This window comes from Enterococcus sp. C57 (assembly GCF_040887305.1).
Taxonomy (GTDB): Bacteria; Bacillota; Bacilli; order Lactobacillales; family Enterococcaceae; genus Enterococcus_B; species Enterococcus_B hirae.
The window spans coordinates 143221-158028 of record NZ_JBFOFP010000007.1; the positions used below are offsets into that span (position 1 = coordinate 143221).

The following is a 14808-nucleotide window of genomic DNA, read 5'->3' on the forward strand; positions in this document are numbered from 1 at the left end:
AATTCGATCATGGAGATGAGCAAACAACATAGAAATACCAAGATATTAAGATTTTTAACGATTGTTTTAGTAGGATTAATTGCACTTTCGGTGTTTGTTCCAGTCGTTTGGGTGTTCTTAGCCTCTTTAAAAGACAAAAGTGAATTTTATAGCAATCCTTGGACCCTTCCGAAAGGACTGAACTTCCAAAATTTCATCGATGCGTTTCAAGAAGCGAATATGGGAAATTATTTTTTGAATTCTGTCTTCGTTACGATTCTCGCCTTAGGAATCAATTTAGTGATCTCATTGCCAGCGGCTTATGTCATTTCACGCTTTAAATTTAAAGCACAGAAGTTTTTACAAACTTTCTTCATGGCTGGTTTATTCATCAATGTGAACTATATTGTAGTACCAATTTTTCTAATGTTGGTCAATGGCGATCGAGCATTGATTGAGTGGTTACCTAATGGTTTTTTTATTGACAATCTTTTTATTTTAGCACTTACTTACGCATCAACGACGGTTCCATTTACGATTTATCTGCTACAAGGGTATTTCAAAACCATTTCAGCTACTTATGAAGAAGCTGCGATGATTGATGGTGCGACAAGTTTTCAAATTATGGTAAAAATCTTTATCCCGATGGCAAAACCATCAGTAATCACAGTTATCCTATTTAATTTTTTATCCTACTGGAATGATTATATTATTTCATTGACATTAATTCCAGGCGAAAAACGCACATTGCAAGTTGGTTTACTGAATTTGATGACCGCACAAAAAGCAGCTGCAAACTATGGTCGGCTTTATGCGGGGATGGTCATTGTCATGATACCAGCTTTGATTTTATATGCCTTCATTCAAAAACAAATGCTCGAAGGAATGGCTCAAGGCGGATCCAAAGAATAACAAGGAGGAAAACGACATGGAAAAGGGACGAGTGACATTACCCAGCGAAGAAAATTATTATGATGAAACAATGGCGGTAGCTAAAAAATGGAAGGCTGATGCCATCCGTGATAGCGACGGTACAAAATTAGACAAACAAATAAAAAACAGTGGTTTAAAAATCTATAATGCGTATTTTCCTACCCGCGCACATAACGATTTTATACAAGAACATATGGAAGAGTGTCCGCAAATTTATTTAATGTCGGACCGAATCTTATCAAAAGAGACTTCTTTAACGATAGCCTTTATGAAAACTTACTATCCGGACCAATTGGTTCCTAATTATCGGGATAATCCTAAAAAATATTGGGAAGTAATTGACCGGACAACTGGCGAGGTGATCGATGCTAGTTTATGGACAATTGATCAAGAACAGCATCGTGTGATGATCAAAGAAACCACCCCATGGCATGAATATACCGTTTCATTTTTAGCATATATCATTTGGGATCCAGTAGAAATGTACAATCATTTAACCAATGATTGGGGAGATAAGGAACACGAGATTCCATTTGATGCACTTCAGCCTCATTCCCACCAATTTATTTTAGATACAATGAAAAGTTGGCTTAAAGATAATCCAGAGGTTGATGTCGTCAGGTTCACCACGTTCTTTTATCAATTTTCATTAGTATTCAATCATCAAGGAAAAGAGAAGTTTGTCGATTGGTTTGGCTATGGTGCAAGTGTTTCACCTAAAATGCTTGCTCGCTTTGAAGAAACCTATGGGTATTCCCTCACAGCTGAGGATTTTGTTGATGAAGGATATTATAATTCTTCGTTTCGTATTCCGAATCAACGTTATAAAGATTATATGTCGTTGGTTCAAGCATTCGTCGTGGATTTTGTGGCAGAACTAACAGAAATGGTTCACGAAGCAGGAAAAGAAGCCATGATGTTTTTAGGGGATCAATGGATCGGGGCGGAGCCCTATGGACCTTTAGCAGAAAAAATGAAACTTGATGCAGTGGTTGGTAGTGTGGGTGACGGTACGACACTACGGATGATCTCAGATATCCCACACGTGAATTATACAGAAGGTCGTTTTTTACCTTATTTCTTCCCTGATACATTTTATGAAGGAAATGATCCATCGATTGAAGCAATGACTAATTGGGTTCAAGCAAGAAGAGCAATCTTGCGTAGTCCGATTCAACGCATGGGGTATGGCGGATATTTAAGTTTAGCAAATAAGTTTCCTAAATTCATCGATACCGTAGCGATGATTACCGAAGAATTTCGAATGATTCATACACAGATGAACCACACTCGACCATATTCTGGGTTAAAAGTAGCTATTTTAAATCATTGGGGGAAATTACGAACATGGCAAGCTTTCACTGTTGCACATGCGCTTTACAGTAAAGAAGCCTATTCTTATTATGGCGTGTTAGAATCCTTGAGTGGAATGAATGTGGATGTAAGTTTTATCAGCTTTGAGGATATTTTAAATCATGGAATTGATCCGAGTATTGATGTGATCATCAACGCTGGTTTAACAGATACAGCTTTTTCTGGAGGAAAGATTTGGACCGAAACAGCATTACCACAAATCATTACAGAATGGGTCGCACAAGGTGGAGGCTTCATCGGAATCGGCGAACCAGCTAGTTATCCACATCAAGGACGCTTTTTCCAGTTGGCTCATGTGTTAGGGGTAGAGAAAGAACGAGGCTTGTCACTTTCAAGTGATAAATATTTTAAACAAGTCACATCGAACCATTTTATTACAGAGTCTATACCAGCATTCAAATTCGGTGAAACGGTCAAGAGTGTCTATGCATTGTCCGAAGAAACTAAAATTTTAGAATACAGCGAAGAAGAAGTCCATTTAGCTTGTCATGAATTTGGAAAAGGTCGTAGTGTCTATTTAGCTGGTTTACCATTTGATTTTCAAAATGCTCGACTACTCATGCGCTGCTTGTATTATGCAGCGAATAAAGAAGACGAAATTTATAATGGCTATGCAGAAAACATTTATTGCGAAGTCTCTTTATTCCCAGAAGTACAACGTTATTGTGTGATCAACAATTCTGCTGAAGTTCAAACAACGAACATCTACTTAAGCAACGCACAGGTGGAACAGATGACTTTACAACCTTATGAAATGATTTGGAGTGAACTAGATGACTGAATCGGCAAAAACTATACTAAATATTATTGGGAATCTGCTATTTTTCTTCTTTTGTGTGTCTTTAGTTATTTATGGACAACGAACGATTGGCTATCACTTTTTATTTATTGAGTTACTCGGTTTAGCAGGAGTTCTACTACAATTATGGAACTACAATAGAAAATTTAAATAACAGGGGACAAACATGGATATTAGTAAAGCAGTACAAGTTTACCCAAGCCAGCGTCAAATGACTTGGCAAGCAATGGAATTTTATGGATTTATCCATTTTGGCATGAATACCATGACGGACAGAGAATGGGGATTGGGTCACGAAGATCCCAACCTGTTTGATCCGAAAGAATTAAACTGTTTGGAATGGGCAAAAACCATGAAGTCAGCCGGTATGAAAGGTGCGATTTTAACTTGTAAACATCATGATGGTTTTTGTCTTTGGCCAAGTGCTTATTCGAAACATACCGTTGCCTCAAGTCTGTGGAAAGATGGACAAGGAGATGTGGTTAAAGAATTTGCTGATGCCTGTCGCCAAACAGGTTTGAAGTTTGGCATCTATTTATCTCCATGGGATCGAACTGAAGCCACATACGGTGAAGGAAAAAGCTATGATGATTTTTATGTCAATCAATTAACTGAATTATTAACACAGTATGGAGAAATTTTTGAAGTCTGGTTTGATGGTGCCAACGGTGAAGGGGATAATGGCAAACAACAGGTTTACGATTGGGATCGTTATTATGAGGTGATCCGTCGTCTACAACCACAGGCAGTGATTGCTGTTTGTGGACCAGATGTTCGCTGGGTTGGCAACGAAGCGGGTCAAACAAGAAAAAACGAGTGGAGTGTGGTTCCAGTCACATTGAGAAATGCTGAAAAAATTGCCAAGGATTCACAGCAAGTTGATGATGGTTTGTTTTCTCAGAAAGTCTCTAGCGTTGACGAAGATTTAGGTAGTCGTACTGCGTTGGGAAATTATACTGGTCAGTTAGTTTGGTACCCAGCCGAAGTGAATACTTCGATTCGCCCAGGTTGGTTTTATCATCAAAATGAAGATCAGAAAGTGCGAAGTAGTAACGAATTATTTGAACTCTATCGACGTTCTGTAGGCGGAAATGGTACTTTCTTATTAAACCTTCCACCAACACCAGCAGGCCAGCTAGCTGATCCTGATAAAAAGGTGTTAGCAGAACTAGGAAGGATGATTGAAGAAATCAAAACAAATCAACCTGAGTTACAAGGCGAATTAGTTTTTTCTTCTTCCTGTGAAGTAGTAGATCCAGTCGAATTTCAAATACAAAAAGAACAAAAGAAAAGCAATTGGAAACCAGCTGCAGATGATTCCACCCCAATGATGACATTGTCTTGGCAAACTGCAAAAACGCTCAATACATTGATTTTGCAAGAAGACATTTCAGTTAGTCAACGAGTAGAGGGATGCAATATTTCCTATTTGACAGAAGAAGGCTATCAACCTTTGGCGAAGATTGAATCAATTGGATATAAACGTATCATTGATTTTGAGAAAATCACCACCACACAAATCAAGCTAGAGTTTGTTGCTTACAGAGAGTATCCTACTTTATCAGGACTTTATGCACTATTGGTGAACAAATAACTAACCGTTTAAAATCTATTTTTACAAAACTAAAAGCATTCATCCATCCAAGCACTGATCTCTTATGAATAAAATAGAAGAACTGTTTCAGTTACTAAGTGATCAGCTATGGTGGATGAGTGAAGGTAATTGATTGTGGAATGCTAAGCAAGAAAGGAAATGACTCACTAATTCCAAGAAAAAATAGTTGTTAGCTAAATCTAAAGATGGAAAGGTATTTTAATATTCAGGAATAGGTTAAAAAGCACAAACAATTTTTGTGTTGTGCTTTTTTATCTGAAATGAGTGTGTTTTTTTGATAAATCTCCACTGAAAAATAATGAGGTTGTTATTTTTAATTATAGGTTTTTTATTAATTTCCGATGGACAACTTTCATTAAAAGTCAGTTGGAAAAGCAGACGATGAAACAATTGATAGGGGATCAATCAAAAGTGGATGAAGATTTCTTTTATGACACATTTTAAGTGAGGTAAAAAGAGATGAAAAAAATAGGTGGGTTCTTTTTTGGTATATGTATTCTCTTATTTTTAGGAGGAAACGTAATGAATAGAAATCAAAACGTAGGTAAGTTTGAAGATTTGACTATCACGCAAACTGAATTTCACATGCAAATTAAAAATCATCTGGCAAACGTTAAGAATCGATATAAAAATGAGCAAATCACTGGATCGTTAGCTGAAAATAAAAAAGCAATCGAAGAATTACAAACGGCTTCTTGGGAGCGTGCGATTTGGGATAAAGCCATTTTTTTTATTGCAAAAAAGGAGGGGATCGGAGATTTTACTTCATATGCTGAAATCGTGAATACGATGGCAGATGAAAATAAACAGAGAGAGGAGAAAATTTCCAAAGGCGAAATCGTCTACGGTCTATCACGATTTGGATTGAATGAGTTTTATGGTCATCTTTTGGCTGAAACGAAAACAAGTCTGATCAAAAAGCTGTCACAAAAGAATGGCCCACTGTTTTGTTCTGATCAGGATGTTTATACACGTTTTCAAACCAACAAAGAGGAGTGGTTGCGAGCTGGTACAAATTATCGCTTAACAAAAGTAAGTTTACCCAAAGATTCAAAAGAGTATTCATTATTTCAAAATAGCGAATATCCATCACCAGAGGAGTGGTTAAAACATACTCCAGAAGCAAAGCAGAATGAAGAATATATTTCATTGGCTGAGGTGCAAAGTTTAAACGCTTATCAGCAAGAAAAAATGAATAAGATTGCTGATTTACAAGTAGGTTCATGTTCTGCTCTGATTGATAACGGAGCCAATGTTTATTTTTATCGATTAGAGGAAATAATTGTTAATGAAGACGAAGCATTGGAAAAAAATTATGAAAAAATCAAACAAACGATCATCAATGAAAAATTTGAGGCATATGTCCAATCCGTCATTTCTTCGAGTCGTACGACTAAAAGCGAACGACGATTAAAAGAAGCGATTCTCCAGGTTATTTAGAAGAAGGGAGTAACAAATGAAAACAAAAAAATTTAAAGTGTTGCTTTGTTTGGTATGTTTACTTGTCCCATTGCTTTTGCCGGTAGAAGGGTTAGCAAAAGAAATCAAATCGTTGGTAAATGAACAAAAAGTCATTCAAGAAGAGTATCTTCCCTTACCAGGAAATAGCACAAACCCTTATGGCGGTACAGATTACTATATTGATGCCACTTTAGGTAACGATGAAAATACAGGGAACTCAAAAGAACAACCTTGGCAAAATGTCACAAGAGCGAATAAAGTGACTTTTCAAGCAGGCGATCGCATTCTTTTAAAAAATGGGGAAGAATGGCAAGATCAACAATTATGGCCAAAGGGTTCTGGTGAAGAAGGAAAGCCAATTACCATCGATTGTTATGGTGATGCTGATTTAGGTCGACCTTATATCGCCACTAATGGAAATGTTGAAAATCCTGTGAACTACGTCGCAGGTACGTTCAAAAAAGATAAAGACAAAGTTGGTTTGACTGGAGCGGTCGTTCTTCGCAATCAGCAGTACTGGGAAATCCATAATTTAGAGCTTTCCAATGATGATGATTTCAACGAAGACATTAATGTATCTGCTAAGATTAAGTCAGTAGTGAGAGATGGGATTTCTGTCTCAATCAATGCGGATAAGTTCGCTCCGGAAGAAACCAATCGGATCATGCACGGCATCAAGATCACTAATTGTTATATCCACGATATCGATGGTCCGACTGATTGGCAACAGATCCATTATGGTGGGATCGTTTTTCAAGTATTCGGAGAAAAAAGTTATAAGGAATATGACGAAGGGCAGTATTATTTTAAAGATATCGTTATTGAAAATAATTCATTTAAAAAGACCGAACTTCATGCGATTGAATTTGCTTTTAATTGGTTCTACGATCGGGATTATGAATCAGGAGAATACGATGAAACAGGTAAATTTCATGAAGGCTGGGAGCAACTTTGGGTCAGAAATCGAGATTTGTATAGTCGAGATGTCAAAATAACTAATAACTATTGTGAAGATATCGGTCAAGGGGCCATTCAACTTGCAAATACAAAAGATATGGTAGTCGAATATAATGAAGTAAATGGATTTTTACAAAGGTATCATGCTGTTTCCTGCGGGTTATATCTATGGGCTGGAGCAGATACCGTCATGCAATACAATGAAGTATATGATGGACCTTGGGATGAGTATGATGGAACTCCTTGGGATTTAGAGTATACTAATTTCAATGTAACGTACCAGTATAATTATTCTCATGATAATGCGGCTGGGTGGATGGCTTATATGGGCAACAGCTCTAATTCCATCGCACGTTACAATTTAAGTGTCAATGATAATGGCGTGATCATGAAAAATATGTTGTCAACTAATTATTCGCCTACGTTTATTACCAATAACATTTTTGTCTATGATGCAGAAAAAATGGATTGGTTCCACGATGAAGTTTTTAAAGATAAAGTTTATTTTATGAACAATGTTTTTTATAATACTTCAACTACTACACCAACAAAATGGTACCGTAAGGACGGGGCATTAAATCATGCAGTTTTTTCTAATAACGCGTTTTTTGAAACAGGCGGGGAACACTCACCACAAGAACCAAATGATCCTAAAAAAATAACGGCAAATCCGCAATTTGTGGGCAATCCTTTAAATTATAAACAAGGCAACGGAGTTCAAAATATTAGCAATTCAGCAGCTATTTTTAAATTAAAAGAAACTTCACCACTGATTGATGCCGGACGTTACCATCGTAGTTTAGGAACAACTGACTTTTTTGAAACACAATTGTATTATGGTACAGCACCAGATATCGGAATCCATGAATATATCCAAGGAGAAAAAGTGGAAAACCCGATCGATGATCAGCCAATTGAGATAGAAAAGGATCGAGAAAAAGAAAACTTAGCTTACAAGAAACCCATCACTGCCAATTATACGCATCCACACAATAACTACTATTATAGTGCAGATAACTTAGTTGATCACGATACAACCACTCGATGGGCAGCCCCAGATCCAGAGCTAATGACTGAAGGTTATCCTATTAAAATTGAAATTGATTTTGAAAAAAACACTAAATTTGACGAAGTTTATCTTGATGAATTTTCTGATTCAGGTACCAATTTACGTATTCAATCCTTTGAACTACAAAAGTTGACTAGAGATGGAGAGTGGGAAACCTTTACCAAGCGAGATGATGGTATGGGTCACGACTTAACGTTAAATGATTTTGGGGAAATCGAATCAGCAAAGCTACGGTTATTGATCACGAGTCAAAAACCGACAGAATATTACACTCCAAGTATGACGGAAATTCAAGTTTATTCATCAAACAGTCAAATCGGATCTGAAGCTAGCATATCACCTCATGTTTTTGTTTATGATCAAAATCCTGCGATGCGGCAAGATAGCAATAACCAAATTCAATTTTTAGTTGATGTAGCCGATGATGAATTTACCAGTATCCGCTACATTGGCTCTGAAGGGAATGTTTTAGGAAGCTTAAACGAAGGAGTCGATTATCAATTTGATGGTCAAGTAATGAATATCTCGTCGACTTTTTTAACTTCTAAAGAGGTTGGTTCAGCAGGATTGCAATTTGAATTTAAATCAGGTAAGGCAATCAAAACAACGATGGAGTTAACAGACACTACCATGCTATGCGAACGAATCAATGAAGGTGAAAAACTTTCTGCTAAAAATGACCAACTCAAACAAGCGTTGATTGAAGCAAAAACAGTACTAGCTAAAGTCAATCGTGAGACCACTGCAATGGGCAATGATCAAGTAACCCATAAAGAAGTTGTTGAAGCAGAAATGGCACTAGCAAAAGCGATCACAGAATCTCACAATATCAACGACACTTCGATTCAAACAAACGCCAACCCTATTACCAATAAGCAAATCAAGGGTCATAGATTAGCGAGTCAATACACGCAGTTGTTTTAAGTAATTGACTAAAAACTCTGAATGGTTATTTTTTAGAGTAAACCTTGCAAAGCAAGACAGCCATCCACTACTATAACCAAGTTCATCCGAAGAACCTGAAAATGATGTAAGTTATTTTCGAGGTTCTTCGGATGTTTGTTGTAGATCTAAATTTTTGATCAACACAAGAACAAGTAACAAACCAATCTTTCCAAATAGGAAAAATCCTTTGTGTGACTCGGACACAAGTTAGCTTTCCTTAAAATATAATCGAGCCTTTTTGATAAAGTTTCTTTGAGCATAGGAGAGGAATGATACCCAGTAAACGATAGTTCAAACCAATGATAATCAACGAGAACGCCTAAAAAAATCTGTAATTTTCACAATAGTTCTAGTAAGCGAAGTATCAACGGATTGATTCTTTTAATAAAAATTATTTAAAAATTTTTATTATATAACAAATTAATACTCTTGTTATTGATTTACAATGTAATTGTCAGAACGATAAGCGAGAGGAGAAAATAATGGTTTTTAAATTCTTACAAAAATTCAAAGAAGCCAATCAACTGGAAAGCAACGCCCAAGAAGTGGTTTCCAAACAATACTTAGAAATAAGAAAAACGTCTTTTGTGCAAAAGAAAGATGAGAAGATCGTAATCGACTTTTTAAGTGACATGGATAAAGATTTCGGTAGTAGCCAAGATGATCGAGTGAGGCAAGGAGAACATTTTGAGCAATTTTTAGCAGCAGCTTTCCGATTAGCAGGATACGGGGTTGAGATAACGAAGAAAAGTTATGTCAAAGATCATCGTAAGTATGTGGGAGATGGGGGTGTCGATTTAATTTTGACGAAAGAAAAAAAGCGGATCGCGGTACAAGCAAAATCCAATCGCTTAAACGCAAAACCCACGCCGACACTGATTGGACGTAAAGATATCACTAATTTTTCAGGAATTTCAAATAAAAATTGGGATAAAAAAATGTTTATCACCACTTCATTTTTTTATCAACAGGTCTATGAAGAAATTGAACAAAATGAAAAAGCAAAAGAAATCGAGTGGTATGATCGCTACGGGTTATTACAATTATTAAATCAAATCATACCAGATACGATGCTAAAATTTCAGCTTTTAAATTCTTTGCCAATGGGTATAAAAATATGCCCCAAATGTAGCGAAGGAATCATAATTAATTGTCGGAATGGAAAAACCGGCCATCTATTTAAAGCATGTTCCTTACATTGTGGTCATACAGAAAAGTTCAACACAACGGAATGATTACATTAGTCAGCGATTCTTTTTCCAAAATCTCTACATATACTAATACAGTGATACTTCGATTGAATGCTATTCAATACTATGGACGCTAAGACAGCGTTATAGTTTAAAAAATCCACAAAAAATATGTGATGCAGCCATACTTGGGAATAATTCCCCGTCAATTTTTCAATAGAAAGAATAAACAGTTCAAACAAGTGATTAAGAAAGGACTCTAGAATGGATAAATGACAAAAATACTCAAAGTAAAGCAAATTGAAGCAATGAAATTTTATACGGATATTTATCGAGAAGCAAGTTCATACAGAAACATGTGGGTAATCAAACCCTTTTATCTGTTTTTATATGTTCTTAGCCTATGGATTAATACGTTATTTATTCTAGTTATTTTGGGTAGTAGTTTTTTATATTTAACTGGAAATCCTCATGCTTATAATAATATTGAAACAATCTTTTACCAATTCATCGTGGCGACTGCGTTTCTGTTATTCTGTTACTATAAAAGATATCGAACAAAGCATGGTCGTCCTAAAAAATACCATAATTATTTATATAAACGAAAAGCCGAAAGAATGCTCGACGAACGAAGTATCAATCAATTGATTTTTGATGTGGAATACTTGATCAAAAAGAAAGAAAACCACGGAACCAGTATGTTAAGTATCTACCAAAACTTTATCGTAGCTTTGTGTTTTCCTATCACGATCTATCTTATCCAAAATTTTTTTGAGAAAGGCAGTATAAATTTTAGTACTTTTCTAATCAGTCTTTTTCCATTGACATTCATTTTTGGGATTTTTAAATCGAATAATTTATTTATATTAGTAAAAAGCCTTTATGTTGAAGATTATTATATGCTTGTTCATGTAAAAAAAGAATTAGAATATATGAGGACAATCAAAATAAATAAGACCAAACGTTGAAAATCGGTATTTATGTGTCTCACTCAATCAATAGAAAAATAAACAGCACCTAATCTGTTCCAAAATAGTAAAACCGTAATTTTAGAGATAGGTTATATTCAATCTAAAGCTCAAACTCATCCTCACAATGATATGGGGTCAACTTATTAGTAAATATCTGGAATACGACTAAGGCTAGAGTGCGCGGAATAAATTCATAAGGAGAGGGATATTAGATGAAGTATATCACTAAAAGTTGGTCATTTATTTCTATTTTAATCTTATTAATCATTTTTGAATTAGTTAACACATATCTTATTTATCAGTTTCCTATTTATTTACGAATAGGCATACTTATGCTCATTGGGTGGGGATATGAAATAATCATAAGACGTTTTTTAAAACATTAACTATAAAAAACTATGGTAGAACATCATGAAAAAATACTATAAGATTATCTCTGATTTACGTTGAGCAACTTTAGAATCAGCGCTTAATACAGCATTTTCAAGAAAATAAGATAGAATTAAAAAAGGTTAGGCTGGTTTCCTACGAGAACTAGCTATAATGATGCTGGAATAGCTATAGCCGGAATAATATAGAGGAGTGAGTTTTCTTGTATAAAAACTGGAAAAAGTATACGAAAAACCATCCATACGCTAGTATTATCATTGTGGCGTTAGTAGCCAGTTTAATAGGTATTTTTATCGAATATTTACTGAATCGAGACTTTCTAAGAAGCGGCTTTGGAGTAACGTTGATTTTGATTATCGGGCAGATAGTTGTTGTAAAGAAAAATAAGAAATAATTTACTGAAATAAAGTGTCGGGGTAAGGAGAGTTTAAGTAATACAAGATTTAAAATTTTAAATAATAAATATTCAAGTCATATCTGAAATTTGATATGACTTTTTTGCTTTTAGATTTTTTGAACAGTATAAAGAAAATGATTAATTTTGCAGAAGAAAAATTATCTGTGGATACAAATATCTTGTTTTTTTAAAATGATTTTTTATTTATAACGTTTAGTTAATAGTATATATCTACAAAGTAATCTTTCAGAAATATGGCTAGTAAAAGTAAACGTAGACGATGTATAATAAAGATGTTTTAATATGTTATAGATATCTTGAACAATAAGATATTTTTTATTAAACTTTTGAATTTTTTTGATCATAATTATATTGATGCCATTAGGGGATACATTGTTATGGGAACAACACTAATTACTAAAAAAGATTTACTTAAAAAATTAGATATAACTACAGAAGTATTAAATTATTTAGTTAGACATGGTATGCCAAAAGATGAAGAAATGTTTGATTTTGCCAAAGTGATTTCATGGAGAGAAGAATGGTCAAAAAAAATATTGGGTAATATAGAAGTGGGTGAAGTTTTTACTAATAAAGAAATTGCAGAGAAATTTAAATGTTCTATGCAAGGCGGAATGAGAAGATCTCATAAAACTAATACTCTTGTACTCTTTAGTGATCAAACAGGAGGCAATGTTTATAAAGATAAATGGTTAAATGGTATTTTACAATACACAGGTATGGGTTTGAATGGTGACCAACTATTAGATAAAGCTCAAAATAAAGTTTTAGCTAATTCAAAATCTAATTTTGTAAAGCTTCATCTATTTGAAACCTTTAAACCAAAAGAACACACATATTTAGGAGAAGTATATTTAGCAGGAAAAATATATACTGATAATGAGCAAGATAATAGCGGTAAAATGAGGAAAGTATATAAATTTCCTTTAGCTTTAATAAATCAAAAGCAATTGATAGAAGATAAAGAGATATACAGTCATGAAGAGAATCAAATTAGATATGTTCGTAATTTGTCTAATATTAAAATAGAAGAGGAGGCAAGAAAAATTAGCAGTTATAACAAAAAAATGGCTGTTAAATATGGTAATAAAGAAGAGTTTTTATTTTCAAAAACAAAAGTATATAAACGAAATGTTTTCATATCCGAATACGTTAAGCGACTTGCAAAAGGTATCTGCCAACTCTGTCAAGAAAAAGCACCATTTATAAAAGACGGTGTACCTTATTTGCATTGTCATCACATAGAGTATTTATCAGAAGGGGGGAAAGATGTAATTGAAAATTGTATTGCATTATGTCCAAACTGTCACGCTAGAATTCATGAACTTGAGTTGCCAGATGATAAAGATAAACTAATTAAGATTGTTGCGGAGAGAGAGTATAAACTGAATCACATATAAAGAAAAATTAGCAACTTCGTTAAACCTTCTATACTTTTATAGGTACTGTATTATGCGAGCGTTCGCTATAAAAAGACTGGGTTGTATCAATATTTGTTCGAAGTTCTTTTTCATGGTCTTCTGGTAAATAGGCGTCTTCTAGAATCATATTAGAAAATGCATGAGATTTTCCAAGATAGGGAATATCTTCATAGTAACGGAGGAGCTCATACATTTTTGTAAAGTTCTAGGTTCGAGTATTAGGATCGGAAAGTCATTGTCAAATAAAGTAACTTTTACGCTTTATGGATATTTAAATATAAAATAATGAAACAATTGAACAAAAGAGAAAGGGTATGCTATAATAAACATGAAAAAAGGAACTGCGTCAACAGTTCCCTTTTGACAGCACCGCTAAAGACGGTGGCAAGTTATATAGTTATCTCAAAAAGGAGTAACCAATCTCTCGCTAAAGTGACGGTTACTTCTTTTTGTCGTTTTTGTGGGCTAAGGTTAGAATGCCAAAAATCAGTGTTGCGATCAAAGATCCAAAACTGATCATTAGCCCTAACGCTGCTTCCACAGACAAAAGGCGTCTCCTTTCTCTAAAGTTTGAGATTATGTGCATAAGCACCACCTCACTTTCAGATTAGATAGCCACCGTCATTAAACTTTACTGTCATAACTGATTATAGCATATAGGATTTGTTATTATTACCTTAAAAATGAAAAACAACTGTTCTTTTGTTTTGAAAATTGAATAGAAGAATAAGCGTATGCTATAATGAAGATGAAAAAAGGAACTGCGCGAACAGTTCCCTTTTGACAGCACCGTTTAAGACGGTGGCTCAGTTTAATTATAGTTACAAAAAATAACCGTTAAACTGCCTAAGTGTAAATTGCGGTTATTTTTTGTCGTTTTTGTGATTGCTGACTGTCAGAACTAACGTTGCAAAAGCTATTGCAAACATTAGCGCTTCAAAAACAGACAAGCTTATCCTTTCTAGGAAGCAAGTCACAAATCAACATAGGCATCACCCCATTTCTATTGGGATTAGCCACCACATAAACTGTGCTGTCTCAACTATATATAGCATATAGACCTAGTTATTTTCTTGAAATTTCAAGTATAATTAGGTCTATTTTTTTGCTTAAAAATAAGAAACCAAGAGGGATTGTGAACTGAAAAAAGATCAAGAAAAAGGACAAAAACAAAAACTTTTTATCCGTGAAAACGTAAGTATATTAGAATTGATGGAAGTTAAAGTTATTTAGTCAAATAAGAAAAATTAAAGTTGCTTTATAACATAAGAAAGAAACAAAATAAA

General features: G+C 34.5%; 11 protein-coding genes. 10 read left to right on the forward strand and 1 reads right to left on the reverse strand.

Going from position 1 to position 14808, the window contains the following annotated elements:
* Positions 1 to 9: 9 nt before the first annotated feature.
* From AB5M32_RS09970 to AB5M32_RS10015, 10 genes are all read left to right on the forward strand, one after another.
* A complete protein-coding gene (locus AB5M32_RS09970; protein WP_094940598.1) occupies positions 10 to 891 on the forward strand; it encodes a carbohydrate ABC transporter permease in 882 nt (293 codons plus the stop codon).
* A 16-nt stretch (positions 892 to 907) separates the two neighbouring features.
* A complete protein-coding gene (gene gnpA / locus AB5M32_RS09975) occupies positions 908 to 3067 on the forward strand; it encodes a 1,3-beta-galactosyl-N-acetylhexosamine phosphorylase (RefSeq protein WP_178286093.1) in 2160 nt (719 codons plus the stop codon).
* Positions 3060 to 3239: a hypothetical protein gene (locus AB5M32_RS09980; protein ID WP_094940596.1), complete on the forward strand. Its 180-nt coding sequence runs from the start codon at positions 3060 to 3062 to the stop codon at positions 3237 to 3239. The genes gnpA and AB5M32_RS09980 overlap by 8 nt, the downstream gene beginning before the upstream one ends.
* A 12-nt stretch (positions 3240 to 3251) precedes the next feature.
* A complete protein-coding gene (locus tag AB5M32_RS09985) occupies positions 3252 to 4679 on the forward strand; it encodes an alpha-L-fucosidase (protein WP_178286095.1) in 1428 nt (475 codons plus the stop codon).
* A 543-nt stretch (positions 4680 to 5222) separates the two neighbouring features.
* Positions 5223 to 6140: a hypothetical protein gene (locus tag AB5M32_RS09990; RefSeq protein ID WP_161651420.1), complete on the forward strand. Its 918-nt coding sequence runs from the start codon at positions 5223 to 5225 to the stop codon at positions 6138 to 6140.
* Between the two features lie 16 nt (positions 6141 to 6156).
* The gene (locus AB5M32_RS09995) at positions 6157 to 9111 is read left to right on the forward strand and encodes a discoidin domain-containing protein (protein ID WP_178286096.1); all 2955 of its coding nucleotides are present in this window, start codon (positions 6157 to 6159) and stop codon (positions 9109 to 9111) included.
* A gap of 503 nt (positions 9112 to 9614) precedes the next feature.
* Positions 9615 to 10367 (forward strand): restriction endonuclease, encoded by a 753-nt coding sequence (locus tag AB5M32_RS10000; protein WP_053766763.1) that lies wholly within the window; start codon positions 9615 to 9617, stop codon positions 10365 to 10367.
* A gap of 227 nt (positions 10368 to 10594) precedes the next feature.
* Positions 10595 to 11290 (forward strand): hypothetical protein, encoded by a 696-nt coding sequence (locus AB5M32_RS10005; RefSeq protein WP_256736373.1) that lies wholly within the window; start codon positions 10595 to 10597, stop codon positions 11288 to 11290.
* 595 nt (positions 11291 to 11885) lie between these two features.
* Positions 11886 to 12077, forward strand: a complete 192-nt coding sequence (locus tag AB5M32_RS10010) for a hypothetical protein (RefSeq protein WP_010718919.1) — start codon at positions 11886 to 11888, stop codon at positions 12075 to 12077.
* A 401-nt stretch (positions 12078 to 12478) separates the two neighbouring features.
* The gene (locus AB5M32_RS10015) at positions 12479 to 13501 is read left to right on the forward strand and encodes an HNH endonuclease signature motif containing protein (RefSeq protein ID WP_178286100.1); all 1023 of its coding nucleotides are present in this window, start codon (positions 12479 to 12481) and stop codon (positions 13499 to 13501) included.
* 460 nt (positions 13502 to 13961) lie between these two features.
* Here the strand turns inward: AB5M32_RS10015 and AB5M32_RS10020 are convergent, their stop codons facing one another.
* Complete coding sequence (locus AB5M32_RS10020) at positions 13962 to 14108, reverse strand: putative holin-like toxin (protein ID WP_081186522.1); 147 nt, start codon at positions 14106 to 14108, stop codon at positions 13962 to 13964.
* Between the last annotated feature and the right edge of the window lie 700 nt (positions 14109 to 14808).

Coding starts and splice junctions, on each gene's coding strand:
- AB5M32_RS09995 (WP_178286096.1), top strand. CDS start 6,157: ATGAAAACAAAAAAATTTAAAGTGTTGCTTTGTTTGGTATGTTTACTT.
- AB5M32_RS09990 (WP_161651420.1), top strand. CDS start 5,223: ATGAATAGAAATCAAAACGTAGGTAAGTTTGAAGATTTGACTATCACG.
- AB5M32_RS09980 (WP_094940596.1), top strand. CDS start 3,060: ATGACTGAATCGGCAAAAACTATACTAAATATTATTGGGAATCTGCTA.
- gnpA (WP_178286093.1), top strand. CDS start 908: ATGGAAAAGGGACGAGTGACATTACCCAGCGAAGAAAATTATTATGAT.
- AB5M32_RS10015 (WP_178286100.1), top strand. CDS start 12,479: ATGGGAACAACACTAATTACTAAAAAAGATTTACTTAAAAAATTAGAT.
- AB5M32_RS09985 (WP_178286095.1), top strand. CDS start 3,252: ATGGATATTAGTAAAGCAGTACAAGTTTACCCAAGCCAGCGTCAAATG.
- AB5M32_RS10005 (WP_256736373.1), top strand. CDS start 10,595: ATGACAAAAATACTCAAAGTAAAGCAAATTGAAGCAATGAAATTTTAT.
- AB5M32_RS09970 (WP_094940598.1), top strand. CDS start 10: ATGGAGATGAGCAAACAACATAGAAATACCAAGATATTAAGATTTTTA.
- AB5M32_RS10000 (WP_053766763.1), top strand. CDS start 9,615: ATGGTTTTTAAATTCTTACAAAAATTCAAAGAAGCCAATCAACTGGAA.
- AB5M32_RS10020 (WP_081186522.1), bottom strand. CDS start 14,108: ATGCACATAATCTCAAACTTTAGAGAAAGGAGACGCCTTTTGTCTGTG.